32 protein-coding genes are annotated in these 26,343 nt (G+C 68.5%); 21 read left to right on the top strand and 11 right to left on the bottom strand.

Translation table 11 applies throughout. The features are described 5' to 3' along the window. The first annotated feature begins 182 nt into the window (after positions 1–182). From DEJ11_RS09550 to eno, 6 genes are all read left to right on the top strand, one after another. Positions 183–689, top strand: coding sequence for a universal stress protein (locus DEJ11_RS09550; protein ID WP_060915497.1), 507 nt, complete (start codon positions 183–185; stop codon positions 687–689). Beyond that, on the top strand, positions 686–1,429 hold the full coding sequence (locus tag DEJ11_RS09545) for a 2,3-bisphosphoglycerate-dependent phosphoglycerate mutase (protein ID WP_055960826.1): 744 nt from the start codon (positions 686–688) through the stop codon (positions 1,427–1,429). Before DEJ11_RS09550 ends, DEJ11_RS09545 begins: the two co-directional genes overlap by 4 nt. Continuing rightward, positions 1,426–1,929 (top strand): fluoride efflux transporter FluC, encoded by a 504-nt coding sequence (locus DEJ11_RS09540; protein WP_375537598.1) that lies wholly within the window; start codon positions 1,426–1,428, stop codon positions 1,927–1,929. Before DEJ11_RS09545 ends, DEJ11_RS09540 begins: the two co-directional genes overlap by 4 nt. Next, positions 1,926–2,297 carry a fluoride efflux transporter FluC gene (locus DEJ11_RS09535; protein ID WP_071403817.1) on the top strand — a complete coding sequence of 124 codons (372 nt, stop codon included), beginning with the start codon at positions 1,926–1,928 and terminating at the stop codon, positions 2,295–2,297. The genes DEJ11_RS09540 and DEJ11_RS09535 overlap by 4 nt, the downstream gene beginning before the upstream one ends. Positions 2,298–2,323: 26 nt before the next feature. Continuing rightward, on the top strand, positions 2,324–2,809 hold the full coding sequence (locus DEJ11_RS09530) for an inorganic diphosphatase (protein WP_071403818.1): 486 nt from the start codon (positions 2,324–2,326) through the stop codon (positions 2,807–2,809). Positions 2,810–2,947: 138 nt separating this feature from the next. Then, complete coding sequence (gene eno / locus DEJ11_RS09525; RefSeq protein WP_084740375.1) at positions 2,948–4,282, top strand: phosphopyruvate hydratase; 1,335 nt, start codon at positions 2,948–2,950, stop codon at positions 4,280–4,282. Here eno and DEJ11_RS09520 read toward each other — a convergent pair. After that, entirely contained in the window at positions 4,267–5,193 is a 927-nt protein-coding gene (locus DEJ11_RS09520; RefSeq protein WP_071403819.1) for a LysR family transcriptional regulator, read from the bottom strand. The genes eno and DEJ11_RS09520 overlap by 16 nt on opposite strands. A gap of 171 nt (positions 5,194–5,364) precedes the next feature. Between DEJ11_RS09520 and DEJ11_RS09515 the strand changes: the two genes are divergently transcribed. From DEJ11_RS09515 to DEJ11_RS09495, 5 genes are all read left to right on the top strand, one after another. Continuing rightward, positions 5,365–6,429: a TDT family transporter gene (locus tag DEJ11_RS09515; protein WP_253183654.1), complete on the top strand. Its 1,065-nt coding sequence runs from the start codon at positions 5,365–5,367 to the stop codon at positions 6,427–6,429. Positions 6,430–6,569: 140 nt separating this feature from the next. After that, entirely contained in the window at positions 6,570–6,998 is a 429-nt protein-coding gene (locus tag DEJ11_RS09510) for a uracil-DNA glycosylase family protein (RefSeq protein WP_228506156.1), read from the top strand. Positions 6,999–7,138: 140 nt separating this feature from the next. Then, a complete protein-coding gene (locus DEJ11_RS09505) occupies positions 7,139–7,741 on the top strand; it encodes a recombinase family protein (protein WP_055960814.1) in 603 nt (200 codons plus the stop codon). A gap of 6 nt (positions 7,742–7,747) precedes the next feature. Further along, positions 7,748–9,151: a TnsB C-terminal domain-containing protein gene (locus tag DEJ11_RS09500; RefSeq protein WP_111103603.1), complete on the top strand. Its 1,404-nt coding sequence runs from the start codon at positions 7,748–7,750 to the stop codon at positions 9,149–9,151. Further along, entirely contained in the window at positions 9,148–9,960 is an 813-nt protein-coding gene (locus DEJ11_RS09495; protein WP_055960810.1) for an AAA family ATPase, read from the top strand. The genes DEJ11_RS09500 and DEJ11_RS09495 overlap by 4 nt, the downstream gene beginning before the upstream one ends. Before the next feature lie 237 nt (positions 9,961–10,197). Here DEJ11_RS09495 and DEJ11_RS09490 read toward each other — a convergent pair whose 3' ends face one another. The 9 genes from DEJ11_RS09490 to DEJ11_RS09450 all read right to left on the bottom strand — a co-directional run bounded on the left by DEJ11_RS09490 (position 10,198) and on the right by DEJ11_RS09450 (position 17,114). Beyond that, complete coding sequence (locus DEJ11_RS09490) at positions 10,198–10,794, bottom strand: recombinase family protein (RefSeq protein WP_111103602.1); 597 nt, start codon at positions 10,792–10,794, stop codon at positions 10,198–10,200. Positions 10,795–10,994: 200 nt separating this feature from the next. Then, positions 10,995–11,222, bottom strand: coding sequence for a hypothetical protein (locus DEJ11_RS09485; RefSeq protein WP_111058267.1), 228 nt, complete (start codon positions 11,220–11,222; stop codon positions 10,995–10,997). A gap of 496 nt (positions 11,223–11,718) precedes the next feature. Continuing rightward, the gene (locus tag DEJ11_RS09480) at positions 11,719–12,006 is read right to left on the bottom strand and encodes an antibiotic biosynthesis monooxygenase family protein (protein ID WP_111103601.1); all 288 of its coding nucleotides are present in this window, start codon (positions 12,004–12,006) and stop codon (positions 11,719–11,721) included. 20 nt (positions 12,007–12,026) lie between these two features. Further along, positions 12,027–12,887 carry a cation diffusion facilitator family transporter gene (locus tag DEJ11_RS09475; RefSeq protein ID WP_502866918.1) on the bottom strand — a complete coding sequence of 287 codons (861 nt, stop codon included), beginning with the start codon at positions 12,885–12,887 and terminating at the stop codon, positions 12,027–12,029. Positions 12,888–13,069: 182 nt separating this feature from the next. Continuing rightward, the gene (locus DEJ11_RS09470) at positions 13,070–13,432 is read right to left on the bottom strand and encodes an ArsR/SmtB family transcription factor (RefSeq protein ID WP_258375405.1); all 363 of its coding nucleotides are present in this window, start codon (positions 13,430–13,432) and stop codon (positions 13,070–13,072) included. Positions 13,433–13,599: 167 nt separating this feature from the next. Continuing rightward, positions 13,600–14,061: a DUF4383 domain-containing protein gene (locus DEJ11_RS09465; RefSeq protein WP_111058333.1), complete on the bottom strand. Its 462-nt coding sequence runs from the start codon at positions 14,059–14,061 to the stop codon at positions 13,600–13,602. Positions 14,062–14,171: 110 nt separating this feature from the next. Further along, positions 14,172–14,681 (bottom strand): DUF4396 domain-containing protein, encoded by a 510-nt coding sequence (locus DEJ11_RS09460; RefSeq protein WP_111058339.1) that lies wholly within the window; start codon positions 14,679–14,681, stop codon positions 14,172–14,174. A gap of 7 nt (positions 14,682–14,688) precedes the next feature. Further along, positions 14,689–16,890 carry a heavy metal translocating P-type ATPase gene (locus DEJ11_RS09455; protein ID WP_111103598.1) on the bottom strand — a complete coding sequence of 734 codons (2,202 nt, stop codon included), beginning with the start codon at positions 16,888–16,890 and terminating at the stop codon, positions 14,689–14,691. Beyond that, positions 16,887–17,114, bottom strand: a complete 228-nt coding sequence (locus DEJ11_RS09450; RefSeq protein WP_111058318.1) for a heavy-metal-associated domain-containing protein — start codon at positions 17,112–17,114, stop codon at positions 16,887–16,889. The genes DEJ11_RS09455 and DEJ11_RS09450 overlap by 4 nt, the downstream gene beginning before the upstream one ends. Positions 17,115–17,236: 122 nt before the next feature. Here DEJ11_RS09450 and DEJ11_RS09445 point away from each other — a divergent pair, with 122 nt between their 5' ends. The 7 genes from DEJ11_RS09445 (at position 17,237) to DEJ11_RS09415 (ending at position 22,435) form a co-directional block, all read left to right on the top strand. After that, on the top strand, positions 17,237–17,914 hold the full coding sequence (locus tag DEJ11_RS09445; RefSeq protein ID WP_284176623.1) for a hypothetical protein: 678 nt from the start codon (positions 17,237–17,239) through the stop codon (positions 17,912–17,914). Positions 17,915–17,952: 38 nt separating this feature from the next. Next, positions 17,953–18,267 carry a metal-sensitive transcriptional regulator gene (locus tag DEJ11_RS09440; RefSeq protein WP_056120637.1) on the top strand — a complete coding sequence of 105 codons (315 nt, stop codon included), beginning with the start codon at positions 17,953–17,955 and terminating at the stop codon, positions 18,265–18,267. Between the two features lie 95 nt (positions 18,268–18,362). Continuing rightward, positions 18,363–18,824, top strand: a complete 462-nt coding sequence (locus DEJ11_RS09435; RefSeq protein ID WP_111058326.1) for a hypothetical protein — start codon at positions 18,363–18,365, stop codon at positions 18,822–18,824. A gap of 103 nt (positions 18,825–18,927) precedes the next feature. Beyond that, positions 18,928–19,530, top strand: coding sequence for a DUF305 domain-containing protein (locus DEJ11_RS09430; protein ID WP_111058328.1), 603 nt, complete (start codon positions 18,928–18,930; stop codon positions 19,528–19,530). A 375-nt stretch (positions 19,531–19,905) separates the two neighbouring features. Then, a complete protein-coding gene (locus tag DEJ11_RS09425; protein ID WP_111103597.1) occupies positions 19,906–20,604 on the top strand; it encodes a M23 family metallopeptidase in 699 nt (232 codons plus the stop codon). Between the two features lie 50 nt (positions 20,605–20,654). After that, entirely contained in the window at positions 20,655–21,947 is a 1,293-nt protein-coding gene (locus DEJ11_RS09420) for a peptidoglycan DD-metalloendopeptidase family protein (protein WP_146250050.1), read from the top strand. An 83-nt stretch (positions 21,948–22,030) separates the two neighbouring features. Continuing rightward, the gene (locus DEJ11_RS09415) at positions 22,031–22,435 is read left to right on the top strand and encodes a four-helix bundle copper-binding protein (protein ID WP_071403806.1); all 405 of its coding nucleotides are present in this window, start codon (positions 22,031–22,033) and stop codon (positions 22,433–22,435) included. Between the two features lie 192 nt (positions 22,436–22,627). Here the strand turns inward: DEJ11_RS09415 and DEJ11_RS09410 are convergent, their stop codons facing one another. Continuing rightward, positions 22,628–22,981, bottom strand: a complete 354-nt coding sequence (locus tag DEJ11_RS09410) for an ArsR/SmtB family transcription factor (RefSeq protein WP_111057091.1) — start codon at positions 22,979–22,981, stop codon at positions 22,628–22,630. 116 nt (positions 22,982–23,097) lie between these two features. On the opposite strand from DEJ11_RS09410, the gene DEJ11_RS09405 reads away from it, so the two are divergent. The 3 genes from DEJ11_RS09405 to DEJ11_RS09395 are packed head-to-tail and all read left to right on the top strand — an operon-like array spanning position 23,098 to position 26,326. Beyond that, positions 23,098–24,486: an FAD-dependent oxidoreductase gene (locus DEJ11_RS09405; RefSeq protein WP_111103595.1), complete on the top strand. Its 1,389-nt coding sequence runs from the start codon at positions 23,098–23,100 to the stop codon at positions 24,484–24,486. 5 nt (positions 24,487–24,491) lie between these two features. Continuing rightward, on the top strand, positions 24,492–25,889 hold the full coding sequence (locus tag DEJ11_RS09400) for an arsenic transporter (protein WP_220038324.1): 1,398 nt from the start codon (positions 24,492–24,494) through the stop codon (positions 25,887–25,889). Between the two features lie 20 nt (positions 25,890–25,909). Next, a complete protein-coding gene (locus tag DEJ11_RS09395; RefSeq protein ID WP_111057094.1) occupies positions 25,910–26,326 on the top strand; it encodes an arsenate reductase ArsC in 417 nt (138 codons plus the stop codon). Positions 26,327–26,343: the final 17 nt, after the last annotated feature.

Below are 26,343 nucleotides of genomic sequence, written 5' to 3'. Positions count from 1 at the left end.
CTTCCTTCGGTGTCGGGACGTCGCGGGTGCGCGAGACGGCCCGCGTGACTTGGGGTTCGGGTGCATAATGGTGGTGTCTTCGGACCCGGTAGTGGGGCTTGCCGGACCCAACCTCGACAGTTGTCGACAACAGTCCCTATCTCAGCTGGTCGCGCTTCTGCGCGCCTGAGGTAGGGAGTGTCATGACAGCACCAATCGGTTCCGGACCGGTCGTCGTCGGCGTCCTGCCCGGCCTCGCTCCGGGGGTCATCGAGGTTGCGTCGTCTATCGCGCGGCGCTTCGGTACGACGCTGGTGTGCGTCAGCGTGGATGCATCGCTCTTCGATGCCGGTACGCGCTCGGACGGGTCGGTGATGGTGGAACCGATCGACCCTGACACCGCTGACACGACACCGCAGGGCTTGTCGGACAGTGACAAGGCGGCAGTACGTGCTGCCGCAACGACCTACGGCGTCGACGTCACGTTCGTCCCGGGTGTCGGGGATCCGAGCCGGGCACTGTCGCAGGTGGCCGAAGACCGCGACGCGGCGATGCTGGTCGTCGGGGCCAGGACGGGAGCGGGTCGAATCGCGGAGTTCTTCACGGGGTCGGTCGCGGTACGGCTGACCCATCAGCAGCACCGTTCAGTGCTCGTAGTGCCCGTTGATCCGGTCGGGTTCGATGCCCCACTGCCGTGGGACACCCCGTGACCGGCCAGCTTGTTCTGCTCCGCCACGGACAGAGCACTGCGAACGCTGCCGGTACCTTCACCGGCTTGCGAGACGTCGCGCTGACCGAACAGGGCAGCGCCGAAGCGAATCGGGCTGGGTTGCTACTTCTGCATGCCGGCATCCGACCGGACCTCGTGCTCACGTCGACGCTCGAGCGGGCGCTCCACACGGCGGAGCTCGTCACCGACGTCCTCGGACGTGATGCGCCGATCGAGTCGACGTGGCGGTTGAACGAGCGGAACTACGGCGCCCTCACCGGCATGTCCAAGCAGAATGCGCAAGCGGCGTTGGGGGCGGAGCAGTTCTTCGCTGTTCGTCGGACCCGCACGGGACGGCCACCACGCATGTCGATCCGCGCGTGGCTGGCGCTCCGGCGGACGCCGGCGCTTCGTGGACTGCCGTGGGCGGCACTTCGTCGAACCGAAACACTCTCCGACGTCATCCGCCGGGTCCAACCCGTCCTGTCGCACAGCATCACCCCGGCACTCCGCGACGGGCAGACAGTGCTCGTCGTCGCGCACGGCAACTCACTGCGGGCACTGTGTGCCTGCATGGACGGCCTAACTGACGGTGAGCTCGCGGACCTGAACCTCCCCACGGGCGAACCCCTGATCTACCGGTTCGACGGCGACGGTGGGTTCTGTCCGCGGGGTGGGGAGTACCTGCATCCGGCAGCACGAGCAGCAGCGGCAGCGGTCGCTGCGGAAGGTGGAACATGACCTCCCGAACGGACACGCACCTGCCCGATGGGCAGCTCCCGCCCGACCCAGACATCGACGCCAACGACCCGGAACGTATCGACCGGCCAGTGCATCTGCGGTGGCGGTACCTCGGTGTCGTCGCACTCGGCGGCGCCATCGGTACCGCCGCACGCGACGGACTCAGCACCGCGTTCCCCGCTCAGCAGGAGGTGTCCTGGGCGATCTTCTGGATCAACATCGCCGGCGCGCTCCTGCTCGGTGTGCTGCTGGAACACCTCGCGCATCGCGGACCTGACGAGGGTCGCCGCCGGACACTGCGCCTGCTTCTGGGAACCGGTGTCCTCGGCGGGTTCACCACCTACAGCACCCTCGCGACCAGCACCGCGGTGTTATTCCTCGACGGCCGCGGGTTGGCCGGCACCGGGTACGCGCTCCTGACGGTCCTCGCCGGCGCGATCGCCACCGGTAGCGGCCTCGCGATCGCGGGCTTGGTCCGACCGAACGGAGCCACATCATGAGCGCCCTCGCCTTCCTCAGCGTCGCGGTCGCTGGCGGTGTCGGCGCGGCCGCACGGTTCTTCCTGGACGGTGCAATCAACCGGGGTCGGCAGTTCCGGCTCCCGGTCGGGACACTGACGATCAACATCACCGGCTCGTTCCTGCTGGGCTTGATCACCGGCGCCGCCGGTCACCTCGGCGCCACCCCCGTCGCGGTGCTCGGAACAGGGCTCATGGGTGGCTACACCACGTTCAGCACCGCCAGCTTCGAGACCGTCCGCCTCGCACGCACCGGCCGCACCACCGCGGCTGCCCTGAACGGGCTCGGGATGCTCGTCGTCTCCGTCGCCGCAGCCGCCGGAGGCGTCACCCTCGGCACCCTCACTTGACCATCCGACTGGGAGACGAACAGCTCATGCACTTCGACATCACGATCGAGATCCCCCGCGGCAGCGGCAACAAGTACGAGGTCGACCACGCCACCGGACAGATCCGCCTGGACCGGGCGGTGTTCACCAGCATGGTGTTCCCGCAGGACTACGGCTCGATCGACGACACTCTCGGCGACGACGGCGACCCCCTCGACGCGCTCGTGCTGCTGCCCCGGCCCACGTTCCCCGGCGTCGTCATCGACGTCCGCCCGGTCGGAATGCTCCGCATGGTCGACGAGAACGGCGGCGATGACAAGATCCTCACCGTCCCCGCCGGAGACATCCGCTTCGACCACGTCCAGGACATCTCCGACGTCGCCGAGCCGGTCCTGGCGGAGATCGAGCACTTCTTCGCCCACTACAAGGAGATCGAGCACGGCAAGCACGTCACCACCAACGGGTGGGCGAACCGTGTCGACGCCGAAGCCATCATCCGCGCCGCACAGGAACGGTTCACCCCGCACCCCTGACCGGCACCCGCGCACCATCCAGTGCGCGCCCTGAACCGCCGCGGGGAGGCAACTGGCGCCCAGTGATCGCCAGGAGGTCGTCCCTCCGCCTCCCCGCGGCCCACACCCGCACGACCAACCCGAAAGGCGACAACCGCCATGAACGACTACATCAGCAACGTCCACCACACCACCCACCATCAGGGCGAGTACGTGACCCACACCAGCCGCCCCGTCACCATCAGCAGCCTGCACGGCTCCCGAATCCTCGACTCCCGCGGCTACCCAACGATCCAGGTGCGTCTCGAGCTCGAGGACGGCACCGTCGTCACCGGTGACGCCCCCGCAGGCGCATCCACTGGCGCGCATGAGGCTGTCGAGCTTCGCGACGGCGGCAGCAGCTACGGCGGCCGCGACGTGAGCCAGGCACTGCACCTCATCACGACGGACGTCGCACCGATGATCACCGGCCAGTCGTGGACCTCGATCGGGCAGGCCGACGCCGCCCTCGCTGCCCTCGACGGCACCCCGAACTACCGCCGGCTCGGCGCGAACAGTGTCGTCGCGACCTCGATCGCGATGGCACGCGCTCTCGCCGCCGCAGCGGAGCTGCCGCTCTGGCGTTGGATCGCAGACGTCACCGGCAGCACGCCCCGCCTGCCCGTCCCGCACTTCAACGTGCTCAACGGCGGAGCGCACGCAGCGAACGCGCTCGACTTCCAGGAGTTCATGATCGCCCCGGTGAACGCCGAGACCATGACCGACGCGGTTCGGATCGGGTCGGACGTCTACCACGCACTGGCGGCACTGGTCCGGGAACGGTTCGGCAGTCTCGGTCTCGGGGACGAAGGCGGCTTCGCCCCATCGATCGCCGCGCCCGAGGAAGCCCTCGACCTCCTCGTCGCCGCGATCAGTGCCGCTGGCTACGAGCCCGGCGTCGACACCGTCGCGATCGCACTCGACCCGGCGGCGAACGAGTTCGCGCTCGGTGACGGTAGCTACCGGGTCGTGGACCGCCGGCTCGACCGCGCAGGCATGGTCGACTACTACCGCGACCTCATCAGCCGGTATCCGATCCGGAGCATCGAAGACGGCTTCTCCGAAGACGACCACGGCGGCTGGAAGGCGATGTCGTTCGCGCTCGGCGACATGCTCCAGATCGTCGGCGATGATCTCTACGTCACCGATCCGCAGCGCATCCGCGACGGCGGGAAGGACGGGCTCTCGAACGCAGCGCTCATCAAGCCGAACCAGATCGGTACCGTCTCCCAGACCTTCGACGCGATCGGCGTCGCACGCTCGCTCGGGATGCGGAGCATGGTGTCGCACCGGTCCGGCGAGACCACCGACACGTTCATCGCGGACCTCGTCGTCGGCACCGGAACCGGGCAGATCAAGTCCGGCGCCCCCGCCCGCGGAGAACGCGTCGCGAAGTACAACCGGCTCACCGAGATCGCGGAGAACAATCCGGAGCTGCCCTACGGGCTGCGCTGACCCCGACCGGCCACCTCGTGGGCGACGCGCAGGAAAGCAGAAGCAGCTGGCTGGGGCTCTCCCGACCAGATCGCCCGCAACGGCCGGGCAAGTGGCGGCCCAGAGAGCGGGACTCGCACCAGCGACCCGTCGTTGATGTCCGCGGCGACCGTGCGAAGGCTCATCACCGCCGGTGCAATTCCTGCCTGTGCGTTCGCCCGGATGATGCTCGTGGTCTCCAGCACCGCGGCCGGAACCGACATGCTCAAACCGGCCTCCCTGACCCATGCGGCGAGGGTCGCGCGAGTCCCGGAGCCTTCTTCCCGCATGAGCAGAGCCGTCGTCGCCAGGACCTCCGCGGTGATCCCGGTCGATCCGGCCCAGGGATGGTCCCGCGCGACGACAACCGCGAGCTCATCGTTCGCGATCACCTGCGCGGACACACCGGCCGCCGTCACCGGGGTTTCCGTGAACCCGAGGTTCGCGCCACCCGACTGCACGAGGTCCGTCACCGCGGCGGAGTTGCCCGCGATCAGACGCACCCGCACGTCTGGTTCACGGCGTCGGAATTCGAGAAGCCAGCCCGGCAGCAGCAGCTCCGCGATCGTCTGTGACGCTGCGACGACGAGCGAACCCGTCGGAGTCCGCAGCGCAGCCACTCCTGCTTCGAGGTGGCGAGACGCGTCGAGGACCGGTCCGGCCAGCCCGACGACGAGCCTGCCGGTCTCGGTCAGCACCGACCCCGTGGTCGAGCGGTGCACCAACGAATGACCGACCATGCGCTCGGCGACCCGGATCCGAGCAGACACTGCCTGTTGCGTGACGCCGAGCGCTCCAGCGGCAGCGGAGAGGGAGCCGGTCTCGGCGACGCATGCGAGCACGTCGAGTGTGTCGAGGTCGAGCGTTCGGTCCGTGAGTCGCCGTAGTGCCACAACCAACGATTGTGCCCTGCCAAGAGGTTCCCGGTACCGCCAGAGGCAGGATTCGCGCAGGCTTGGCCCATGACAACGCTCCGCACGGACCCTGCACCCGCGAACGGTAGCCAGCTGCCCCAACGGCCGCAGACGGCGTTGTTCCGTGACCTGGAGCGGCCAGGCCTGATCGTGTCGAATCTCACACCGAACTGGTTCGCGTCGATCATGGGCACGGGGATCGTCGCTGTCGCAGCTGCGTCACTCCCACTGCAGTTCCCCGGCCTGCGCATCGCGGCGACGGTCGTGTGGGCGATCGCCGCGGTGCTCCTCGTCGCCCTCACGATCGCGACGGTGCTGCACTGGATCCGCTACCGGAGCACCGCAGCCAGGCACCACCTCAACCCGGTCATCTCCCACTTCTACGGCGCACCACCGATGGCGTTCCTCACCGTCGGCGCCGGGACACTCCTGCTCGGCAAGGACTGGGTCGGCCTGCCCGCCGCCGTCACCATCGACTGGGTCCTGTGGACCATCGGCACCATCGGAGGACTGCTCACGGCAGTCCTGGTGCCGTACCTGGCGTTCACCCGCCACGAGAACACGCCCGACTCCGCGTTCGGCGGTTGGCTGATGCCGATCGTCCCGCCGATGGTGTCCGCTTCCACCGGCGCCCTGCTGCTGCCGTACGCTCCCGCCGGACAGGCGCGGGAGACGCTGCTGTGGTCCTGCTACGGCTTCTTCGGCCTCAGCCTCATCACGTCGCTGGTCGTGATCACGCTGATCTGGAACCGTCTCGCGCACCACAAGGTCGGTGCCGCCGGCATGGTCCCGACCCTGTGGATCGTGCTCGGACCCGTCGGACAGTCGATCACGGCGGTGAACCTCCTCGCATCGAACGCACCCACCGTCGTCGATGCCTCCACCGCTCACGCGCTCCTGGTCGTGGCGCTGGTGTACGGGTTCGCGATGCTCGGCTTCGCGCTGCTGTGGACCGCCATCGCCCTCGCCGTCACCGTCCGGACCGCCCGCGAACACCTGCCGTTCAGCCTGACCTGGTGGTCGTTCACGTTCCCCGTCGGCACCTGCGTCACCGGAGTCAACGGGCTCGCCCTGCACTCAGGCCTGACCGTCGTTGCCGTCCTCGCCGTCATCTACTACGCCGGCCTCGTCGCCGCATGGATCACCGTTGCCCTTCGCACCTTTCACGGATCCGTCATCCGTGGCACCCTGCTGGCACCGCCACAGCCGGCATGAGTACCCCCGAGGAACTCGCTGACGTTCGATCGCTGAACGGTCTCGCGGAGACGTGGCGGACCGCGCCCGACGGCAGCCGACGGTTCGTCCCGAGCTTCGACCCACGATCCGGCGGCAGATTCAGCCGTGTCCTGGTCCTGATGCAGTCGCCTGGCCCCCAGACCATCGCCGCAGCGCACGCAGCGATCTGCAGCGAGGACAACCCGGGCCCGACCGCGGCCGCGTTCCGAGCAGCCCGTATCGAGTCCGGACTCGCACGCGGCGAGTACGTCCGCTGGAACCTTGTCCCATGGGAACTGCCCGACCGCGTGCGACTCGAGGACATCGACGAGGGGCGGCATGCCCTCGCCACACTGCTCGCGGCCCTCCCCGCTCTCACTGCGATCGTCACGTACGGGGCCGTTGCCCTCGACGGCGTCATGCGACACTTCACCCTGGACGAGCACCCCCGACTCCTTCCGGTCATCGCAGCACCACATCCGTCTCCCGCCAACGGCCGCCACCGATCGGAACAACACCTCCGTTCCGTGCAAGCACTCCGGCTCGCCGCGCGAGCGCGGCAGACGTAACAAATACGAACGATTCCGCTACAACTATCCGTACCGGCGCTCAGTCCGGGTGCGAGGCGCCGTGTCTTGTAGCGGAACCCAGTCCCAGAATCTACGTGCCGCCACTACCCCTCCTGGTCGAGTTTCGCTACGTTCTCTTCATGGGTCACCTTCTCGGGTATGCGCGCGTGTCCACCACAGACCAGGACGCGTCGCTGCAGATCGACGCGCTCAACGCCGCTGGCTGCTACCGCGTGTTCGTTGACACCATGTCCGGGTCGCTCCAACACCGGCCCGAGCTCGACAAGCTCCTCGACCAGCTCCGCCCCGGCGACACTCTCGTCGTCTGGCGACTCGACCGGCTCGGCCGGTCCATCCGGCACCTCATCGATCAGCTGCACGCTCTCGCCGAGCGCGGCATCGGGTTCCGGTCCCTGCAGGAGACCATCGACACCACCTCGCCCGGCGGCCGGCTCGTGTTCCACGTCTTCGCCGCGTTGGCGGAGTTCGAACGGGACCTCATCAAGGAACGCACCAACGCCGGCCTCGCCGCCGCTCGAGCCCGCGGCCGCACCGGCGGCCGACCATCTCGGCTCTCCGCGGACCAGGTGCGCACCGCACGCCGGCTCTACGAACAGCAGGACATGACCGTCGCGCAGATCGGCGACGTGCTCGGCGTTAGCCGCACCACCATCTACCGTGCACTCGCGAAGCACGCCGAGCCCGTCGCGGCGCGACGAACCAAGCCTTCCCCAACGATGTAGCTGGCTATGGACGCGAGCGAGCGGTGGGGCATCCTTCGACTGCACGTCGAGGACGCCATCCCGCTCGCCACCCTGGCCCGCACGACGGGCGTCGCTGAGCGCACCCTGCAACGCTGGTTGGCCCGCTACCGAACCGGCGGATACCCGGCTCTCGCCGACGGCACCCGCACCGATCACGGCGCCCGACGGACGGCACCGGAACTGGTGCGCCTGATTGAGGGGCTCGCACTCACCAAGCCACGACCTTCGATCGCCACGATTCACCGCCAGGTCGACAATTACTGCACCAAACGAGGTCTCTCAGCGCCGTCGTACTCCGTTGTGCGGTCGATCGTGAACGGGCTTGATCCCGGGATGGTGACGCTCGCGCTTGAGGGGCCCGCGTCATATCGGGACAAGCACGAACTGCTGCTCCGACGTCGTGCGGATCGCCCCAACGCGATCTGGCAGGCGGACCACACGATGCTCGATCTGCTCATCGTCGGACCCGACGGCAAGCCCGAACGGCCGTGGTTGACGGTGATCCTCGACGACTACTCCCGCGCGGTCTGCGGGTACATGGTGTTCCTCGGCGCCCCATCCGCCGCGAACACCGCGCTCGCGCTCCGGCAAGCGATCTGGCACAAGCCGGAACCGGACTGGCCTGTCTGCGGGATCCCAGACGTGCTCTACACAGACCACGGGTCCGACTTCACCAGCCACCGAATCGGCGACACCGCCGCCGTGCTGCACCTCCGCATCATCCACTCGCAGGTCGCTCGCCCCCAGGGCCGCGGGAAGATCGAGCGGTTCTTCGGCACCATCAACACCGAGCTGCTCCCAACGCTCCCCGGCCACCTCGCACCCGGATCCTCGGCGCCGACGCCGACGCCGGCGCTGGATCTCGCCGGTGTCGACAGTGCCATCAACACGTTCATCCGCCGCTACAACGCCCGCATCCACCGCGAGCTCCGGAAGAGCCCACTGGAAGCGTGGATCGCAGACGGGTGGCTGCCACGAATGCCGGACTCCCTCGAGCAGCTCGACGGGTTCCTGCTCACCGTCCCGACCACGCGTGTCGTGCAACGAGACGGCATCCACTTCGAAGGGCTCCGCTACACCGCAACCACTCTCGCACCCTTCGTGGGCAGCACCGTCAGCGTCCGGTACGACCCCCGCGACGTCACCGAGATCCGTGTCTTTCACCGCGACGCGTTCCTGTGCACCGCGATCAGTACCGCGCATCAGACCGAGACCATCAGTCTCAAGCAGATCCAGGCCGCCCGGAACGCGCAACGAAGAGCCCTGCGCGGGCAGATCCGCGAACGCATCGCGATCGTCCGCCCCACACCCGATGATCACACCCCACCAGCACCCGCACCGGCACCGGATCAACCGCGACTGATGACCTACGAGGAGGACCGGTCATGACGAGCCAGTTCATCATCACGAAGGAACACCGTCGGTTCGCGGAGTTCGCCGACGCCGTCCGGAAGCAGAACACCATCGGCGTCTGCTTCGGCCCCGCTGGCGTCGGCAAGACCCTCTCCGCACGCCGCTACGCCCACTGGGACAGCATCGGCCCGTTCATCGCCAGATGGGCCGCACGCAGCGAAGACGACACGAAGATCTACGCCGCCGCCCACCGAGCCCGCACCGTCTTCTACACGCCCGAGGTCTCCGCCACGATGCGCGCCCTGCAGGACGACCTCCGGCACGACATGCTCCGCACCGAACGCTGCATCGAGGAACACCTCCTGCTCCAGGGTCGCCACTTCGACCACGCACACGGCCCCAACCCGTCCCTGCTCGAGCTGATCATCATCGACGAGTCCGAACGCCTCACCGGCAACGCGATCGAGTGGCTCCGCGACCAGTACGACCGCACCGGCATAGCGATGATCCTCATCGGCATGCCCGGCATCGAGAAGCAGTTCAGCCACTACCCGCAGCTCTACAGCCGCCTCGGTTTCGCCCACCAGTACCGTCCGCTCGGCCACGACGAGCTGCTCTTCGTCCTCGAACGTCAATGGCGCAAGCTCGGCAAGACGCTCGACCCCGACGACTTCACCGACGCGCAAGCCATCGCCGCCGTCGAACGCATCACCCGCGGCAACTTCCGGCTCCTTGAGCGCCTCCTCCCTCAGATCCAACGCGTCCTGAAGATCAACGAGCTCGACGTCATCACCAACGACGTCGTCGAGGCCGCCCGCAGCACCCTCGTCATCGGCACCACCTGACCCGACACCGATCGCAGCGAAAACGACGACACAGAGCGAGGCTGCTCACACCGTGGCGCCAAGGATTCGATCTGCTCTGTCGTTCTGGGGTATGCCCCAGCGCCACGGCCCCAGTGCGGTTGAGAACCGCGGTCATGGGGTCAGTTCGGGGGGTTCCGCGACAGATGCGGTCTTAGCTCTAGACATGTCGCAACACCCCCGTGCCCATCGGTCGCACGGACCGCGCGAGCCCGACGGTCAGCCGGACGTCTTTCGACGCCGGCCCGCGACTGGCTCGCTCTCGCGTCGGAGTGCCCTGTACACCGTGGTCCTACTGACTCCGAGTACGTCCCCGATATGCGCGACCGTCATGTCATGTTGTTCATACAGGCGCCTGGCAGTTCGCACCTGATCGGCCGACAGCCGGGGCGGCCGACCGCCGTGCCGCCCTCGAGCTCGAGCGGCCGTGAGGCCGGCGTGCGTGCGTTCGCGGATGAGATCCCGTTCGAACTCGGCCAGGGCGGCGAAGACGTGGAACACGAGCCGGCCGCCGGGTGAGGTTGTGTCGATCGTCTCTTGCAAGGACCGGAAACCGACACCGCGCTCCCCCAGCGCCTGCAGCTGGTCGATCAGATGCCGGATGGATCGCCCGAGCCGGTCGAGCCGCCACACGACGAGAGTGTCGCCTGGTCGACGCTGATCGAGCAGCTTGGTGAGCTCCGGACGGTGCTCGAGCGATCCGGACATTGTGTCGACCCACACCCGGTAGCAGCCGGCAGCATTCAACGCGTCGAGCTGCAGCGCCGCGTCCTGATCGGTTGTCGACACCCGCGCGTACCCGAGAAGCTCACCCATGACCCAGAACGTAGCGGAACCCGTTGAGCGTCAGTGGAAACGGCACGTAGAAACTGACACAGAGTTCCGCTACGTGTAACACCGGCGCGGCGCGCTCTCCGCAAGTCAAAACGAGAGATGTGCCACAAACGGAGGTTTTTGATACGTACAGCAGACAGAGCTCTCCTGACCGAATGAGGGACGGCTTTTTGAACCGGCGGTTACTTCTGTCCGCGGCGTGCTCGACGCAGTTCTGCGACGATGCGAGCGCGCTCGGGATCCCTGGCCAGCGTGCGGTCGTCGATGACATCGATGACGTGCTGGATCAGTGCGACGACCTGCTTAGACAGGACGACACTGAGCACGCCACCGACGACGGCGATGACGCCAGTCAGGGCAGCGGTACCACCGGAGGCCATCAGCATGTCCACCATGTCGGTGATGGGCATGATGCCTCCTTCGGGGTTGGCCAGATGCGGCCAGAACCCACCCGGCTTCGGGTGGGGGCATGAGAGCGCCGACACGCAACAAGGTGCGGCGGCGGGCAGGAGCGTTGAGCGCTTCCCACGGATGCCTGAGTCAGATCAGGGCATGAAAAATGCCGGTCCCGAAAGGGCCGGCCGGAGACAGCGTCGTGCTGTCTTGAGCGTCAGCGTACAGAGCGGATACGACACAGGGGAGATTCCGGGCAGACGCATGCCGAGCGATCCCACAGTAGTGGAGCGACCGGGCATGAAAAAAGCCGATCCAGAGGACCGGCTGTGGGCGCGCACTATGAACGCAGGACCATCTTGGCACGACCCGCGGACATTCGGCTAGCCCTTCGCACTGGCGAGTGTCGGTGGACTCCTTCGCCGGCGGCGATGATGCCGGCGAAGGCGGCCGGCCCCGGGAGAAGCACGCCGCGTGCCGCGCTTCTCCCGGGTGCTCCGAGCGCACCTCGCGTCAGAGGACGACGGTCTCGAACTCAAGCAGCTCGGCACCGGTGGCGACCGGGTTACTGCCGCCGTGGTGCGCGCTGGCCTGCCCGGCCCGCCACGCCTGGTAGGCGTCCTCGTCTGCCCAGGTAGAGACAACGAAGTAGCGGCTCTCGCCGTTCACGGGGCGGAGCAGTTGGAAACTCTCGAACCCGGGCTGCTGTTCCACGTCGTGGTTCCGACCGACGAAGCGGGCTTCGAGGTCCGCCCCCTTGCCCTCGGGGACGGTGATCGCGTTGATCTTGACGACGGACATGCTGCTTCCTTTCGTGATGCTCAGTGGTGATGGCTCGTCGGAGTGATCGTGAACGCGTCGACGTTCCCGATCGCTTCGTGCAGGTGCTCGGACGCGTGCCCCGCGACGTGCGACGCCGCGTTGAGGTCGGTGGTGTCGACCTCGATGGTCGCGGAGCCGGTCAGGCGGTGTCCGATCCAGCGGAGTCGGAGGTCTCGCACCGCCTGCACTCCGTCGGCGTGCTCGAGTGCGTGCTCGGCTCGGGAGTAGAGGTCCGGGTCGATGGCGTCCATGAGTCGAGCGCCGATGGACTTCACTGTGCCCCAGAGCAGCATCAGGATCGAGATCGCGATGAGCAGGCCGATGATGGGATCCGCCAGCGGGAAGCCGAGAAGGACACCGATAGCGCCGAGGACGACGGAAAGCGAGGTGAAGCCGTCGAGACGGGCGTGGACACCGTCGGCGACCAGCGCGGCGGAGCCGATCTTCTGCCCGACGCGGATGCGGTAGATCGCGACGATCTCGTTGCCGGCGAATCCGATCACCCCGGCCGCGACGAGCAGCCATGGGTTCTCGACTGGGCGTGGGTGGATGAACCGGTCGATGGCCTGCCAGCCTGCGACGACGGCGGAGAGCGCGACGACGAACACGATGAACATGCCCGCCAGGTCTTCCGCCCGCCCGTACCCGTAGGTGTAGCGCTTGTTGGCGACGCGGCGCCCGAGGACGAACGCGATCCACAGCGGCACCGCGGTCAGCGCGTCCGCGAAGTTATGGATCGTGTCGGCCAGCAACGCGATCGATCCCGTGAACGCGACGATCACGGCCTGCAGCACGGTCGTGCCGAGCAGGATGAACAGACTGATCTTCAGCGCGCGGACACCAGCGGTACTGGCCTCCATCGCGTCATCGATCGAGTCCGCAGCGTCGTGTGTGTGCGGCACGAACAGGTCGTAGAGGAACCCCTTCACACCACCATGAGGATGACTATGCCCGTGCTCGTGCTCGTGCTCGTGCTCGTGCTCGTGCTCGTGCTCGTGCTCGTGCTCGTGCTCGTGGCTATGGTGCTGATGGGTGTGGTTGCTCACGCGCTTGCTGCCTCAACACGGTGGTGCGGGGCCGCACCGATCGCGTGCTCGGCTTGCTTCACGGCGTCGATGACGAGCTCCGACGCGTGCTCATCGGTCAGCCGGTAGAACACCGTCGTGCCCTCACGACGGGTCGACACCATGCGCGCCAAGCGGAGCTTCGCCAGGTGCTGCGACACCCCGGCCGGGCTCTTGTCCACGACGTCCGCGAGGTGGTTCACGGACATCTCCTCCGCGCTGCGAAGCGCGAGGATGATCTTCACGCGCGTCGCGTCCGCGAGCATCGCGAACACCTCGACCGCCAGCTCGACGTACGCCGACTCCGGGCTAAGCCCGCAGGGCTGCTTATCTACGTGCACAGGAAGATAGTAAGCAAAGGAGCGGGCTGCGCACCACCGGATGCGCTGGAGAGCCGACGAGCGTCGTGCTCGTCGGGCTCACAGTCCGAGGACTGATGGAGGCTCCGGAACGGGCAATGGCCGCGTCCCCAGTGCGGGGACGCGGCCATTACCGGCTGATGCGTCGATCAGGCGCGTCGGGTGGCACCGGCTCGAGGCAGCACGATGCCAAGGACGATCATCGCGACGGCGAGGATCAGGTGCAGCCAGTTGTCGGCGCTGTTGAGGGGGACGAAGTTCGCGCCGCCCATCATGCCGGCGGTGAAGAGGCCGTAGATGAACAGGACGGCGTAGACGATGCCGCCGACCAGGAGGTACAGCCGAGCTGCGACGGCGGTGCGGGCGGCGATGAGGCCGACGATGCCGAAGAGCAGGTGCACGATGTTGTGCAGGACGGACACCTGGAACAGGCCGAGGAGCATCGCCATCGAGCCGTGGCCGGCGACGGACATCGTGCCCATGTCCATCGTGAGTCCGGGGATGAAGCCGGCGATGCCGACGATGAGGAACACGACTCCGAAGACGAGGGCGCCCTTCTGCGTCAGGGTGCGGCCGTACCCGATGTGGGCAGTTGCTGCGGTGCTGGTCATGATGGGGTCTCCTCCGACGGGGTGCCGTGATGGCGCGTGCTTCCCAGGTAGTTCGGAGTGAACGTGCATCTGGTTTGCGGCGCGATCCGAACCCCGTAGAAGGGGCCTGGTCAGTGGTGACCGTGGACGACGGCGTGGCCGAGACCGCGGCTGATCATCCACCGGTTCACCGGGGTGGTCACGATGAACGCGATCACCAGGGAGAACGCGAGGGAGCCCCAGAACAGCCAGTCGTTCAGCTGCGCGTCCATGGCGCCGGGAACGGCGACGATGACGGTGTTGTCGATGATCTCCATCACAGCGATCGACACCGTGTCTGCGGCAAGGGCGACCTTGAACGCGGCGGAGAAGCTCAGCCCGGACCGGACGACGCCGCGCATGGTGAGCGCGTAGCCGAAGATGAACGCCAGCACGATCGACAGGATGATCGTGCCCGTGTTGTGCAGGCCGGTCGCGGTGCCGATGACCATGCCAAGGACTTCACCGATCGCGCAGCCGGTGAGGCAGTGCAGGGTCGCTTGCGCGGCCATCGTCCACGTCGTCGTCGTCGTTGCGTGACCGCCGCCATGGTTCTGGTGGTTGTCGTGGTCGGTCACGCTGTGGTGTTCATGGGTGTCCATGTCGCTCCTATCGGGCGTGGAAGGTGCGGAGGCGGAGGCTGTTGCTGACGACGAAGACCGAGGACAGGGCCATCGCGGCGCCGGCGATCATCGGGTTCAGCAGGCCGGCCATCGCGAGCGGGATCGCGGCGACGTTGTAGGCGAAGGCCCAGAACAGGTTCACCTTGATCGTGCCGAGGGTGCGGCGGGCGAGCGCGATCGCGTCCGCGGCGGCGCTCAGGTCCGCTCGGATGAGGGTGATGTCGGCGGCTTCCATGGCCGCGTCGGTGCCGCTACCCATCGCGATCCCGAGATCCGCGGCGGCGAGAGCGGCGGCGTCGTTGACGCCGTCGCCGATCATCGCCACGGACCGGCCCTGCTGCTGCAGCCGGATGACGGTCCGGTACTTGTCTTCGGGGCGCACCTCGGCTTCGACGTCGTCGATGCCGACCTCGGCGGCGACCGTCCGGGCGACGTCTTCAGCGTCGCCGGTGAGCATGATCGTGCGCAGCCCCATGTCGTGCAGGCGACGGATCGCGTCCGGGCTGGTCGGCGCGATGGTATCCGCGACGCTGATGACGCCGCGGGCTGCGCCGTCCCATGCGACAACGACCGCGGTCGCGCCGCCCTGTTCCGCGGTCCGGACCGCGTCCGTGACCGCTTCGGGGATGGTGATGGCCCACTGGTCGGTCAACCACGCGGGGCGGCCGACGAGCACGAGGGTGCCGTCGACGACGGCTTGGACGCCGAGCCCGGCGGTGGACTGGAACGATTCCGCGGTGGGGTGGTCGGTGCCGGCTGCGGTGATGGCGCGGGCGATCGGGTGTTCGGATCCTGCTTCCGCGGCGGCGGCGAGGGCGAGCACTCGGGTGTCGGTTTCCCCTCCGACGGCGGTGACCTGGTGGACGCTCATCTTGCCGGTGGTGACGGTGCCGGTCTTGTCGAGCACGACGGTGTCGATCCGGCGGGTGGCCTCGAGGACCTGGGGTCCGCGGATGAGGATCCCGAGCTGGGAGCCACGTCCGGTGCCGACGAGCAGCGCGGTGGGAGTTGCCAGCCCCAGGGCGCAGGGGCAGGCGATCACCAGGGTCGCGACGGCGGCGGTGAACGCGGCTTGCACGTCGCCGGTGAGCAGCAGCCATCCGATGAGGGTCAGCACCGCCAGGCCCATGACGATCGGGACGAACACGGCGGAGACCCGGTCGGCGAGGCGCTGCACCTCGGCCTTGCCGGTCTGCGCGGACACGACGAGCCGGCCGATGCGGGCAAGCTCCGTGTCCTGGCCGACGCGGGTGGCTTCGACGATGAGTCGGCCGCCGACGTTCACGGTCGCACCGGTGACAGCGTCGCTTGGGCCAACCTCGACGGGGACCGCTTCCCCGGTCATCACGCTGGTGTCGATCGCGCTCGTGCCATCGGTGATGGTCCCGTCGGTGGCGATGCGTTCACCGGGACGGACCACGAACCGGTCCCCGACCTGCAGTGCTGCGGTCGGCACCTCGGTCTCGACACCGTCTCGGAGCACCCGCGCAGTCGGTGCACCCAAGGCGAGGAGCGCCTGCAGGGCGGCGCCGGAGCGGTCCTTCGCGCGGGCCTCGAAGTACCGGCCGGCGAGGAGGAACACTGTCACCGCGGCGGCGACTTCGAAGTACGGTTCCGGAGCCGCGCCGGGGTGCGGGAACCAAGAGAACGCCATCCGCATCCCGATGTGCCCGGCGCCGCCGAACACGAGTGCCCAGACGGACCACACGGTCGCGGCGGCGACGCCGACGCTGACGAGGGTGTCCATCGTCGCGGCCCCGTGCCGGGCGTTGATCGCGGCAGCACGGTGGAACGGCCACGCACCCCACACGGCGACCGGCAGCGCCAGCACCAGAACGGCCCACTGCCATCCCGGGAACTGCAGGACCGGGATCATCGACAGCGCCACCACCGGGACAGCGAGCACCGTGGACACGATCAGGCGTCGCCGCAGCGGCGCGAGCTCGTCGGTGTCCGCGCCGGCCGGTTCGGGCAGGTGTGCGCCGTAGCCGGCAGCTTCAACGGTGCGGATCGCGTCGTCGACAGCGAGATCCGCGGGGAGCGTGACGGAGGCGCTTTCGGTGGCGTAGTTCACGCTCGCGGTCACGCCGGGCAGCTTGTTCAGCTTCCGCTCGATTCGGTTCGCGCACGACGCGCAGGTCATCCCCTCGATCGTCAGCTCAACTGGCGGGGTGCTGGTCGTGGTCATGATGCGACCAACGTGTAGCCGGCCTCCTCCACAGCGGCGGAGACTTCCTCCTGCGGCAGGTCGCGGGTGCTGGTCACCCGGGCGGTGGAGACACCGCCGACGTTGAGGTCGATCGTCACGTCCGTGACGCCCGGCACGGCGACGAGTTCCTCGTTGACACTCATCACGCAGTGCCCGCACGTCATGCCCGTGATGCCGTACGTGTTCGTCAGCTGCTCGCTCATCGTGGTGATCCCTTCGTCGTTCACGTTCATAAGGTACCCTAGGGGGGTACCGTAGCGAGTGTAACGCCGGTCGAGTGGATGTGTTCCCAATCCGCCAACCTGGCACCCGGAAAGAGGACGTGATGGCGACCAGAACTGATCGGCGCGAGCAGGCGCGGCAAAAAGTCGCTGACCGCAGAGCGGAGCAGCAGCGCAGCCGTACACGCCGGTGGTGGCTACTGGGCGCCGCCGTGGTCGTCGTCCTCGCCGCGGTCACCACGATCACGGTCACCGCCCTCACCCGTGGCGACGACTCGGCGCCGACGGCGTCCGGGGTGACGGCGGCACCGCCGTGGCCGGCCCCCGCGGATGCGCCGGCGCGGGCGAAGGCTGCGGGACTTGAGGTGGCGGGGATGGAAGGTGCGGCGCTGCACACCCATCAGCATCTGTCCGTATCGGTGGACGGGGAGCCGGTGGCGGTGCCGGCGAACATCGGCGTCGACGTGCAGCGGGGCGGCATGTCCGCACTGCACACCCACGACACCTCCGGCATCGTGCATGTCGAATCCGCGAAGGTGCAGCCGTTCACCCTCGGACAGCTCTTCACCGAGTGGAACGTGACCTTGCGCGACGGGCAGGTCGGCGGGTACGTCGACGGGAAGAACGACCGGCACGTCGCCGTGTTCGTCAACGGCACCCGCACCACCACGCCACTGCCGGATCTGGAACTGCAGGACCAGCAGGACATCGCCATCGTCATCACCCGCGGCGTCGGCACCCCGATCGCGCCGGCCCCGTTCGATTGGTCGACGGCGGCATGAGCGCCGCTACCGTAAACGGTGACCCCCGAGGAGCGTCCATGACCGACACCACCGCACCTGCTGCAGAGCACCATCACGGGTACATCACCGCGAAGGACGACTACCTCAAACGGTTGCGCCGCATCGAGGGGCAAGCCCGCGGCCTACAGCGGATGGTCGATGAGGAGCAGTACTGCATCGACATCCTCACCCAGGTGTCCGCGATGACGAAGGCGCTGCAGTCCGTCGCGCTCGGCCTGCTGGATGACCACCTCGCGCACTGCGTCACCGACGCCGTCGCCGAAGGCGGCGACGCGGCCGCGGTGAAGCTCAAGGAAGCCTCCGACGCGATCGCCCGCCTCGTGCGCGCCTAACCAGCTTCCCGCCCACCAGACGAGGCGGTTGTCCTCTCAGCGCTCGTCCTGCACCATAGAACCCGCACCCCGACCAGCCATCAGTACGGATCCGCATGCTCACCACCGCGAACACCACGCGCCGCCGCCTGCTGCTGCAGGCCACGGCGGTGCTGGCGTTGCTGCTGCTGGTCGGGTTCACGGTCCTGATGCACAGCATGCTCGGCCACGCGACCACCGGCGATCACGCGATGACCGCGACGTCGAGCATGACGGCCGAACACACCCACAGCGACGCCGCCGGACACGGTGCCGACGCTGCCGCGCCGGCTGGCGCGGTGGTGAGCGTGCTCAGTGATGCTGGCTGCGATGGCGGCCTGTGCGCGCTGATGTGTTCCCTGATGGGGATGGCCTGCGCGCTGACGATCGCCCTGTTCGCGTGGGCGCTGCTGCGCACCCGGAACGGCGGGGTCCTTTACGTCCTCGCACGCCTCCTCGCCCTCGGGGACCGTGTTGCACGCCGCGTCGCGGCACCCAAGCCGCCATCACTGACGGCGCTGCAGATCATCCGTATCTGATCCATCCCCGGCGGGAGCGCTCCCTTCGGAAGCTCCCGCATGCCCAGAACACGGGCAGGTATTCGCCTGCCCGGAACACCTGACGCATCACGGGAACGGATCCATGAACACCACCATCACGCGCACCCTCGCGGCCGCCGCCGCACTCACCATCGGCCTCACCCTCGCCGGCTGCTCCACCAACAACGCCGGCTCATCGGACAGCTCCTCCTCGTCGTCCTCGTCGTCCTCGTCGGCACACAACGACCAGGACGTCATGTTCGCGCAGCAGATGCTGCCGCACCACAAGCAGGCCGTTGAGATGAGCGACATGCTCCTCGCTAAGGGCTCCGACGTGGACGCTGACGTTGTCACCCTCGCCAAGCAGATCAAGGCGGAGCAGGGGCCGGAGATCACATCCCTGACCAGCTGGCTGAAGCAGTGGGGTGAGCCCACCGAAATGTCCAGCATGTCCGGGATGGACCACTCCTCGATGTCGGGGATGATGTCCGACTCCGACATGGACGCCCTCGACAGCGCCTCCCCGGCGGACGCCGGGAAGCTGTTCCTGCAGCAGATGGTCGAGCACCACACCAGCGCCGTCGACATGGCGGGGACCGAAGTCGACAAGGGCAAGAACACCGACGCGGTCGCGATGGCGAAGTCGATCGTGTCGAGCCAGACCGAGCAGATCAACCAGATGAAGGACATGCTCGCGTCGATGTGACCCCGGCCGCGGGTCGCGGCGGTGTCCCCCCTCCCTGCCGCGACCCGCGACCGGCCTTCCCCCTCCCGCTCGACCACCCCGCCGAGCGGCCCTGTTTCTTCTGACGGGATCATCCCCGTCCGCCGTCTTTCTTGGAGCCTGCCTGTGCCCCAGCAGCACCCCCACACCCCCACTGCCACGCCGCTGACGCGCCGCGAAGCCCTCGCCGCAGAACGCGCCACACCTCCCGCCCCGCGGCCGCCACGCACCCGCCGCACCCCCACTATCGCGAGTCGGCCGCCGCTACCCGCCGTGACGGTGACCGCGCCGGCACCGACGCGGACGCTCCGTTCCCGGGCGCTGGCGGCAATCCCCCTGACCGGAGCTGCGGCAGCGATGGCGCTGTTCACTGCCGCAGCGCTTCCCGCGCAAGCATCCACCGGCCCCGCCGTCACCGTGCCCGGCGGCACCCCCGCCGCTGCCGGGCAGAGCTTCACCGCGACCGGGCTGACCGTGACGGTCAACCGGGACGGCTACACCGTCACCAAGCCCGCCGTGAAGCCGGTCATCACCAAGACGACCACCAGCACCACGAACAGCGCCACGGCAGCGGCGGGCAGCACGGCTGCGGTCGCGCCGACCGGGACGATCGTGAACACCGGCGCCGGCGATATCCGCTGGCCTATCGCCGGCAGCATCCGGGTCAGTTCCCCGTTCGGCCCCCGCCTGGCCCCGTGCGCGGCGTGCTCGTCGATCCACCAGGGCGCCGACATCACCCCCGGCGCTGGCACCCCCATCGGCGCCGTCGCCGCCGGCACCGTCCGGATCTCGGGCACCCACCCGGAGTACGGCCAGTACGTCATCATCGACCACCAGATCGACGGGCAGACGATCTCCACCCTCTACGCGCACATGATCTTCGGCTCCTCACCGCTGCGCGCCGGGCAGAGCGTCGCCGTCGGGCAGCTCGTCGGCCTCGTCGGCAACACCGGCGCCAGCACCGGCGCGCACCTGCACCTGCAGGTCATGCTCGGCGGCACCACCCCGATCGATCCCATCGCCTGGCTCACCACCAACGCCGGACGCACCTTGTGAGCGCGCCGCCCACCACACCCGAACAGCGCCGGCAGCACCGTCTCCGCACGGTGGGGCTCGTCCTCGCCGTCGCGGCCGGGTTCATCGTCCCGCTCACCACGCCCACACCAGCTCGAGCAGCGAGCTTTCCCACCTGGGACCAAGTGGAAGCCGCCCGCGGTAGCGAGCAGAGCAAACAAGCGCAGATCAGCACCCTGAACGGGCTGATCGACCAGCTGCAGAAGAAGACCCAAGCCGCCGCCGACCGGGCTGACGCCGCCGGGCGGACCTACCAGGCGGCGCAGGATGACCTCGATCAAGCCACCGCAGCGCACGCGAAACTCGCCGCGAGCACGACTGCCGCGACGACGGAATCCGAAGAGCTCGGCAGCACCGTCGGGCAAGTTGCCGCGGCCCTCACCCGGCCAGGCGGCAGCGGCCTCGGTGCCGGCGCGATCCTCGGACAGGACGACCCAGATGCGTTCCTGCAGGGGTTGAGCATGTCGAGCAAGATCGGCGAGCAGGTCGATGGCCTCTACGCCCGCGCGAGCACCGCGGCGAAAACCGCCGGCGCTCTCGCCGCCCAAGCCCGCGTCGCGAAGACCGCCCGCACGAAGCTCGCGGACGCCGCGCAAGACGCCCTCGATGACGCCGTCGCCGCCAGCGACGCCGCGGCAGCGGCGGAGGCGAGCGAGCGGGAGAACGTCAGCACGATGCGTGCCCAGCTGGCGACGCTGCGCGATGATCGGCTCAGCATCGAGCAGGGCTATGAAGCAGGCGTCCGCGCCCGCGCTGCGGCCGCCGCGGCCGCAGCGAAAGCCGCCGCGGAGGCCCGTGCCCGCCAACAGGCAGCCGCCGCAGCCGCAGCCGCAGCTGCGTCGCGCCCTGCCGCGTCAGCGCCCGCACCGGCCGCCTCCGCTGCGGGCAGCACGCGTCCCAGTGGCAGCGGTACAGCGTCCGGGTGGACCCGACCGATCACCTCGTACAGCTTCTACCAGGCGTACGGGTACCGCATCCACCCCGTCTACGGCGACTACCGCCTCCACGCCGGAGCCGACTTCAGCGCCCCCTGCGGCACTCCGCTCTACGCCACCGCCGCCGGCACCGTCACCTACGCCGGACCCTACGGCGGCTACGGCAACATCATCATCATCGACCACGGCGGCGGCATCACCAGCGCCTACGCCCACGTGTACGCCACCGGCATCTACGTCCGCACCGGCCAAACCGTCGCCGCCGGCACCAACATCGCCGGCGTCGGCAACGCCGGCGTCTCCACCGGATGCCACCTGCACTTCGAGATCCGCAACAACGGCGTCGCCACCGACCCGATGGCCTTCCTCGCCACCCGAGGCGTCAGCTAAGCCCGAACCGGCCACCATGGCCCCCACACGTTCGACGTCAACCGACGCCGGCGAAACAGCAGTACCGACGGAAAGGATGACCCATGAGCACCACCACCGACATGCTCCGCACCTACCCGAAGGACCTCGGCAGCATCGACCAGGCAGCCCTCGCCGCCTGCGTCGACGCGTGTTTCGAATGCGCGCAAACCTGTACCGCGTGCGCCGACGCGTGCCTCGCCGAAGACATGGTCGCCGAGCTCACCAAGTGCATCCGCACCAACCTCGACTGCGCCGACATCTGCGCAACAACCGGCAACGTCCTCTCCCGCCACACCGGCTACGACGCCAACCTCACCCGCACGATCCTCGAGGCGTGCCTGGCCGCCTGCAAGGCGTGCGGGGACGAATGCGCACAGCACGCCGACATGCACGAGCACTGCAAGATCTGCGCCGACGCATGCCGCCGCTGCGAAGAAGCCTGCACCGCGCTCCTCGCCAGCCTCTAACCGTCCAGACCAGCAGAAGGCCACCCTCACGTCAGGGTGGCCTTCGTGGGTGCTCGGTTGCCAACCAGCATCCCCGGCGAGTGCTCACACCATCGACACGAAGCGCGGCGAAAAGGGCGACATCGAGCAAAGCTGCTCACAGTCGCGCCGCTTGGACCAACCGAAGTATTTCGGGGCCCGTGGAAATCGTGACTATCGGGCTGGCGTGGTGATGAGGCTGGCGAGGGTGTCGAGCGCGCCGGGAACGAGGGAGAAGTACGCCCAGGTGCCGCGCTTCTCGCGGTGCAGGATCCCGGCGTCGACGAGGACCTTGAGGTGGTGCGAGACGGTCGGCTGGGACAGGCCGAGCGGTTCCTGCAGGTCACACACGCATGCCTCGGCGCCGTCGTGCGCGGCGACCATCGAGATGAGCCGGAGCCGTGCCGGGTCGGCTATCGCTTTGAGTGACTTCGCCAGCACCTCCGCGGATGCCTGGTCCATCGCCTCGGTCGTGACGGGTGAGCAGCACGCGGTGACGTCCTGAATGGGGAGCAGCTCGATCGTCATGGGCTCATCCTCCCACGGACTTCGACACGCGTCTATATTTGCGCTCATCGATATCGACGTGCTTCGATGTACTCGCCGGGTTCCGGCTCCCGCTCGATCCGTGAAGGACCAGCCTGATGACTCACCTCCTCGCCGTTGGCGGCAGTGACGCCGGCATCGCTGCAGCGCTCCGCGCCCGTGAACTCGACCCGTCGACGGATGTGACGGTGGTGCTCGCGGACGAGTTCCCGAACTTCTCCATCTGTGGCATCCCGTACTGGGTGTCCGGCGACGTCGCCACGGAAGCGTCGCTCGCGCACCGCACCCGCGCGGACCTCGAAGCCGCCGGCATGACCGTCCGCTCCTCCACCTGGGCCTCCGCCGTCGACGTCCACCGCCGCCGCCTCACCGTCACGGGCCCCGCCGGGGAAGAGGAGATCTCCTACGACGAGCTGCTGGTCGGCACCGGCGCCGAGCCGGTGCGCCCGGCTGGGGTCCCGTTCGGTGAACCGGGCATCCACCTACTGCACTCCATGACCGATGCGGAACAGGTCGTCGCTGCCCTCGAGCTACTGCCGGCAGGGAGCCTGGTCGCGGTCGTCGGTGCCGGCTACATCGGCCTGGAGATGACTGAAGGCCTCGTCGCCCGTGGGTTCGACACGACGCTGATTCAGCGCGGCCCGGAAGTGCTCTCCACCCTCGACTCGGAACTCGGTTCCCTCGTCACCGCGGAAGTCCGCCGCCACGGCGCGACCGTGCTGACCGGTTCCACCGTCACCGGGATCACCCCGGCTGGCGGCGGGCAGTGGCGCGTCGCCACCAGCTCGACGTCCGGTGACGCGGAGGGCACGTTTGCCCTCGTGGTCGTCTGTGTCGGCGTCCGCCCGGTCACGGACCTCGCCGTCGCTGCCGGCGCGCAGCTGGGCCAGGCCGGCGCGATCGTCGTCGACGAGTCCATGCGCACCGGGGTGCCGCATGTGTGGGCTGCCGGTGACTGCGTCGTGACGCACCATCGCCTCCTCGGCACCACGTGGTTGCCGCTCGGGACGACGGCGCACAAGCAGGGCCGTGTCGCTGGGGAGAACATGCTCGGCGGCAGCAAGGTCTTCGCAGGTTCGGTGGGGACGCAGGTGGTGAAGGTGTTCGATCTCGTCGCCGCCCGCACCGGCCTCCGCCAGCACGAGACCGGCCCACTGGACGTGTCCGCGCTGACGCGGGTGACGGTGGCGGATGACCACAAGCGGTACTACCCGGGCGCGGTCCCGCTGACGATCAGCGTCACCGGCGACCGGGCCACCGGTCGGCTTCTTGGTGCGCAGATCGTCGGTCAGCGGACGGCGGAGATCAGCAAGCGCATCGACACGTTCGCCACCGCCCTCCACGCGGAATTCACCGTGGACGACGTCATCGACCTCGACCTCAGCTACACGCCGCCGCTCGGGTCCCCGTGGGACGCCGTGCAGGTCGCCGCGCAGGGCTGGGAGCGCGCCGCCGCAGCGGCGAACCAGGCCGGGGTGACCGCCTGATGGTGATGGCTGCGGTCGCTGCGGCGATCTTCGTCGCGACGCTCGTGGTGGTGATCTGGCAGCCCAAGGGCTTCCCGATCGGCTACACCGCGCTCATCGGCGCCGTCATCGCCCTCGCCACCACCGTCGTCGGCCTCTCCGACATCCCGACCGTCGTCGGGATCGTGTGGAACGCGACGCTGACGTTCGTCGCGGTGGTGCTGATCTCGTTGATCCTCGACGAGGCCGGGTTCTTCGAGTGGGCAGCGCTTCACGTCGCGCGCTGGGGTCGCGGTAACGGGCGGCTGCTGTTCGTCCTGATCGTCGGCCTTGGTGCCGTCATCGCGGCGGTGTTCGCCAACGACGGTGCCGCGTTGATCCTCACCCCGATCGTCGTCGGGATGCTCCGGGCACTGAATATGCCGCAGAAAGCGGCGCTCGGGTTCATCCTCGCCACTGGGTTCATCGCGGACACCGGCAGCCTGCCGCTGGTGGTGTCGAACCTGGTCAACATCGTCTCCGCTGACTACTTCCACCTCGGCTTCGCCGAGTACGCCGCCGTCATGATCCCCGTCGGCATCGTTTCCGTCCTCGCCTCCCTCGGCATGCTGCTGGCCTACTTCGGTAGGAGCATCCCGAAGCGGTACGACGTCCTCGCCCTCACCAGCCCCGCCGCCGCGGTCACGGACCGGGCGACGTTCCGCGCCGGCTGGGTCGTCCTGGCGCTACTGCTCGTCGGCTACTTCGCCGCCGACCCACTCGGCGTCCCCCTCGCGGCCGTCGCCGGCGTCGGTGCCGTCGTCATCGTTCTCGTCGCCGCCCGGCAGCCCGCGTTCCTCTTCGCCCGTGCGGAGGCTGCGCCGGTCCTCGTCACCACCGGTGGCACCGCCACCGTCAACGCTGGGGGCGGCGGGCCGGGCGCGCCGTCGGGGCGGGTGATCCCGGTGTGGAAGACGATCCGGGAGGCGCCGTGGCAGATCGTGCTGTTCTCCATCGGCATGTACCTCGTCGTCTACGGCCTGCAGAACCAGGGCCTCACCGACCACCTCGCGACACTGTTCGACGTGTTCGGTGACCACGGGGTCCTCGTCACCGCGCTCGGCGTCGGGTTCACCATCGCGATCCTCGCGTCCCTGATGAACAACATGCCCACCGTCCTCATCGCCGCTCTCGCCATCGGCGGTGCCGGAGCGACCGGGCTCACGCACGAGGTGATGGTCTACGCCAACGTCATCGGCTCCGACCTCGGCCCGAAGATCACCCCCATCGGCTCCCTCGCGACGCTGCTGTGGTTGCACGTGCTGGAGAAGAAGGGCATCCACATCGGGTGGGGGCAGTACTTCCGCACCGGCATCGTCCTCACCATCCCCGTCCTCGCCGTCACACTCGCCGCCCTCGCCGGCTGGCTCACCCTCATCCACTGAACCCGGAAAGACACACACCCATGAGTGACAAGACCACGATCCTGTTCGTCTGCGTCCACAACGCCGGACGCTCCCAGATGGCCGCCGGCTACGCCCAGGCACTCGGCGGCGACCGCGTCGAGGTCCTCTCCGCCGGCTCCGAGCCGAAGGACCAGATCAACCCGATCGCGATCCAGGCGATGGCCGAAGACGGCATCGACATCGCCGGCAACCAGCCGAAGATCCTCACCACCGACGCCGTCCGCGACTCCGACGCCGTCATCACCATGGGCTGCGGCGACGCGTGCCCGATCTTCCCCGGCAAGCGCTACGAGGACTGGGAACTCACCGACCCCGCCGGCCGCGGCATCGAGGACGTCCGCCCCATCCGCGACGACATCAAGCACCGCGTCCAGACGCTCCTCAACGAGCTGCTGCCCACCGACGCAACCGCGTGACGACCAAGAAGCAGCAG

This window comes from Curtobacterium sp. MCLR17_058 (genome assembly GCF_003234705.2).
In the GTDB taxonomy this organism is placed as follows: Bacteria; Actinomycetota; Actinomycetes; order Actinomycetales; family Microbacteriaceae; genus Curtobacterium; species Curtobacterium flaccumfaciens.
Note: the sequence above shows the minus strand (reverse complement) of the source record. Positions and strands in the feature narration are given on the sequence as shown.

Bases quoted from the DNA above. Each gene is read 5' to 3' on its own strand.
- DEJ11_RS09550 (WP_060915497.1), top strand. From the start codon at position 183: ATGACAGCACCAATCGGTTCCGGACCGGTCGTCGTCGGCGTCCTGCCC.
- DEJ11_RS09540 (WP_375537598.1), top strand. From the start codon at position 1,426: ATGACCTCCCGAACGGACACGCACCTGCCCGATGGGCAGCTCCCGCCC.
- DEJ11_RS09535 (WP_071403817.1), top strand. From the start codon at position 1,926: ATGAGCGCCCTCGCCTTCCTCAGCGTCGCGGTCGCTGGCGGTGTCGGC.
- DEJ11_RS09530 (WP_071403818.1), top strand. From the start codon at position 2,324: ATGCACTTCGACATCACGATCGAGATCCCCCGCGGCAGCGGCAACAAG.
- eno (WP_084740375.1), top strand. From the start codon at position 2,948: ATGAACGACTACATCAGCAACGTCCACCACACCACCCACCATCAGGGC.
- DEJ11_RS09510 (WP_228506156.1), top strand. From the start codon at position 6,570: ATGCAGTCGCCTGGCCCCCAGACCATCGCCGCAGCGCACGCAGCGATC.
- DEJ11_RS09505 (WP_055960814.1), top strand. From the start codon at position 7,139: ATGGGTCACCTTCTCGGGTATGCGCGCGTGTCCACCACAGACCAGGAC.
- DEJ11_RS09500 (WP_111103603.1), top strand. From the start codon at position 7,748: ATGGACGCGAGCGAGCGGTGGGGCATCCTTCGACTGCACGTCGAGGAC.
- DEJ11_RS09495 (WP_055960810.1), top strand. From the start codon at position 9,148: ATGACGAGCCAGTTCATCATCACGAAGGAACACCGTCGGTTCGCGGAG.
- DEJ11_RS09490 (WP_111103602.1), bottom strand. From the start codon at position 10,794: ATGGGTGAGCTTCTCGGGTACGCGCGGGTGTCGACAACCGATCAGGAC.
- DEJ11_RS09485 (WP_111058267.1), bottom strand. From the start codon at position 11,222: ATGCCCATCACCGACATGGTGGACATGCTGATGGCCTCCGGTGGTACC.
- DEJ11_RS09480 (WP_111103601.1), bottom strand. From the start codon at position 12,006: ATGTCCGTCGTCAAGATCAACGCGATCACCGTCCCCGAGGGCAAGGGG.
- DEJ11_RS09475 (WP_502866918.1), bottom strand. From the start codon at position 12,887: ATGGAGGCCAGTACCGCTGGTGTCCGCGCGCTGAAGATCAGTCTGTTC.
- DEJ11_RS09465 (WP_111058333.1), bottom strand. From the start codon at position 14,061: ATGACCAGCACCGCAGCAACTGCCCACATCGGGTACGGCCGCACCCTG.
- DEJ11_RS09460 (WP_111058339.1), bottom strand. From the start codon at position 14,681: ATGGACACCCATGAACACCACAGCGTGACCGACCACGACAACCACCAG.
- DEJ11_RS09455 (WP_111103598.1), bottom strand. From the start codon at position 16,890: ATGACCACGACCAGCACCCCGCCAGTTGAGCTGACGATCGAGGGGATG.
- DEJ11_RS09450 (WP_111058318.1), bottom strand. From the start codon at position 17,114: ATGAGCGAGCAGCTGACGAACACGTACGGCATCACGGGCATGACGTGC.
- DEJ11_RS09445 (WP_284176623.1), top strand. From the start codon at position 17,237: ATGGCGACCAGAACTGATCGGCGCGAGCAGGCGCGGCAAAAAGTCGCT.
- DEJ11_RS09440 (WP_056120637.1), top strand. From the start codon at position 17,953: ATGACCGACACCACCGCACCTGCTGCAGAGCACCATCACGGGTACATC.
- DEJ11_RS09435 (WP_111058326.1), top strand. From the start codon at position 18,363: ATGCTCACCACCGCGAACACCACGCGCCGCCGCCTGCTGCTGCAGGCC.
- DEJ11_RS09430 (WP_111058328.1), top strand. From the start codon at position 18,928: ATGAACACCACCATCACGCGCACCCTCGCGGCCGCCGCCGCACTCACC.
- DEJ11_RS09425 (WP_111103597.1), top strand. From the start codon at position 19,906: ATGGCGCTGTTCACTGCCGCAGCGCTTCCCGCGCAAGCATCCACCGGC.
- DEJ11_RS09415 (WP_071403806.1), top strand. From the start codon at position 22,031: ATGAGCACCACCACCGACATGCTCCGCACCTACCCGAAGGACCTCGGC.
- DEJ11_RS09410 (WP_111057091.1), bottom strand. From the start codon at position 22,981: ATGACGATCGAGCTGCTCCCCATTCAGGACGTCACCGCGTGCTGCTCA.
- DEJ11_RS09405 (WP_111103595.1), top strand. From the start codon at position 23,098: ATGACTCACCTCCTCGCCGTTGGCGGCAGTGACGCCGGCATCGCTGCA.
- DEJ11_RS09400 (WP_220038324.1), top strand. From the start codon at position 24,492: ATGGCTGCGGTCGCTGCGGCGATCTTCGTCGCGACGCTCGTGGTGGTG.
- DEJ11_RS09395 (WP_111057094.1), top strand. From the start codon at position 25,910: ATGAGTGACAAGACCACGATCCTGTTCGTCTGCGTCCACAACGCCGGA.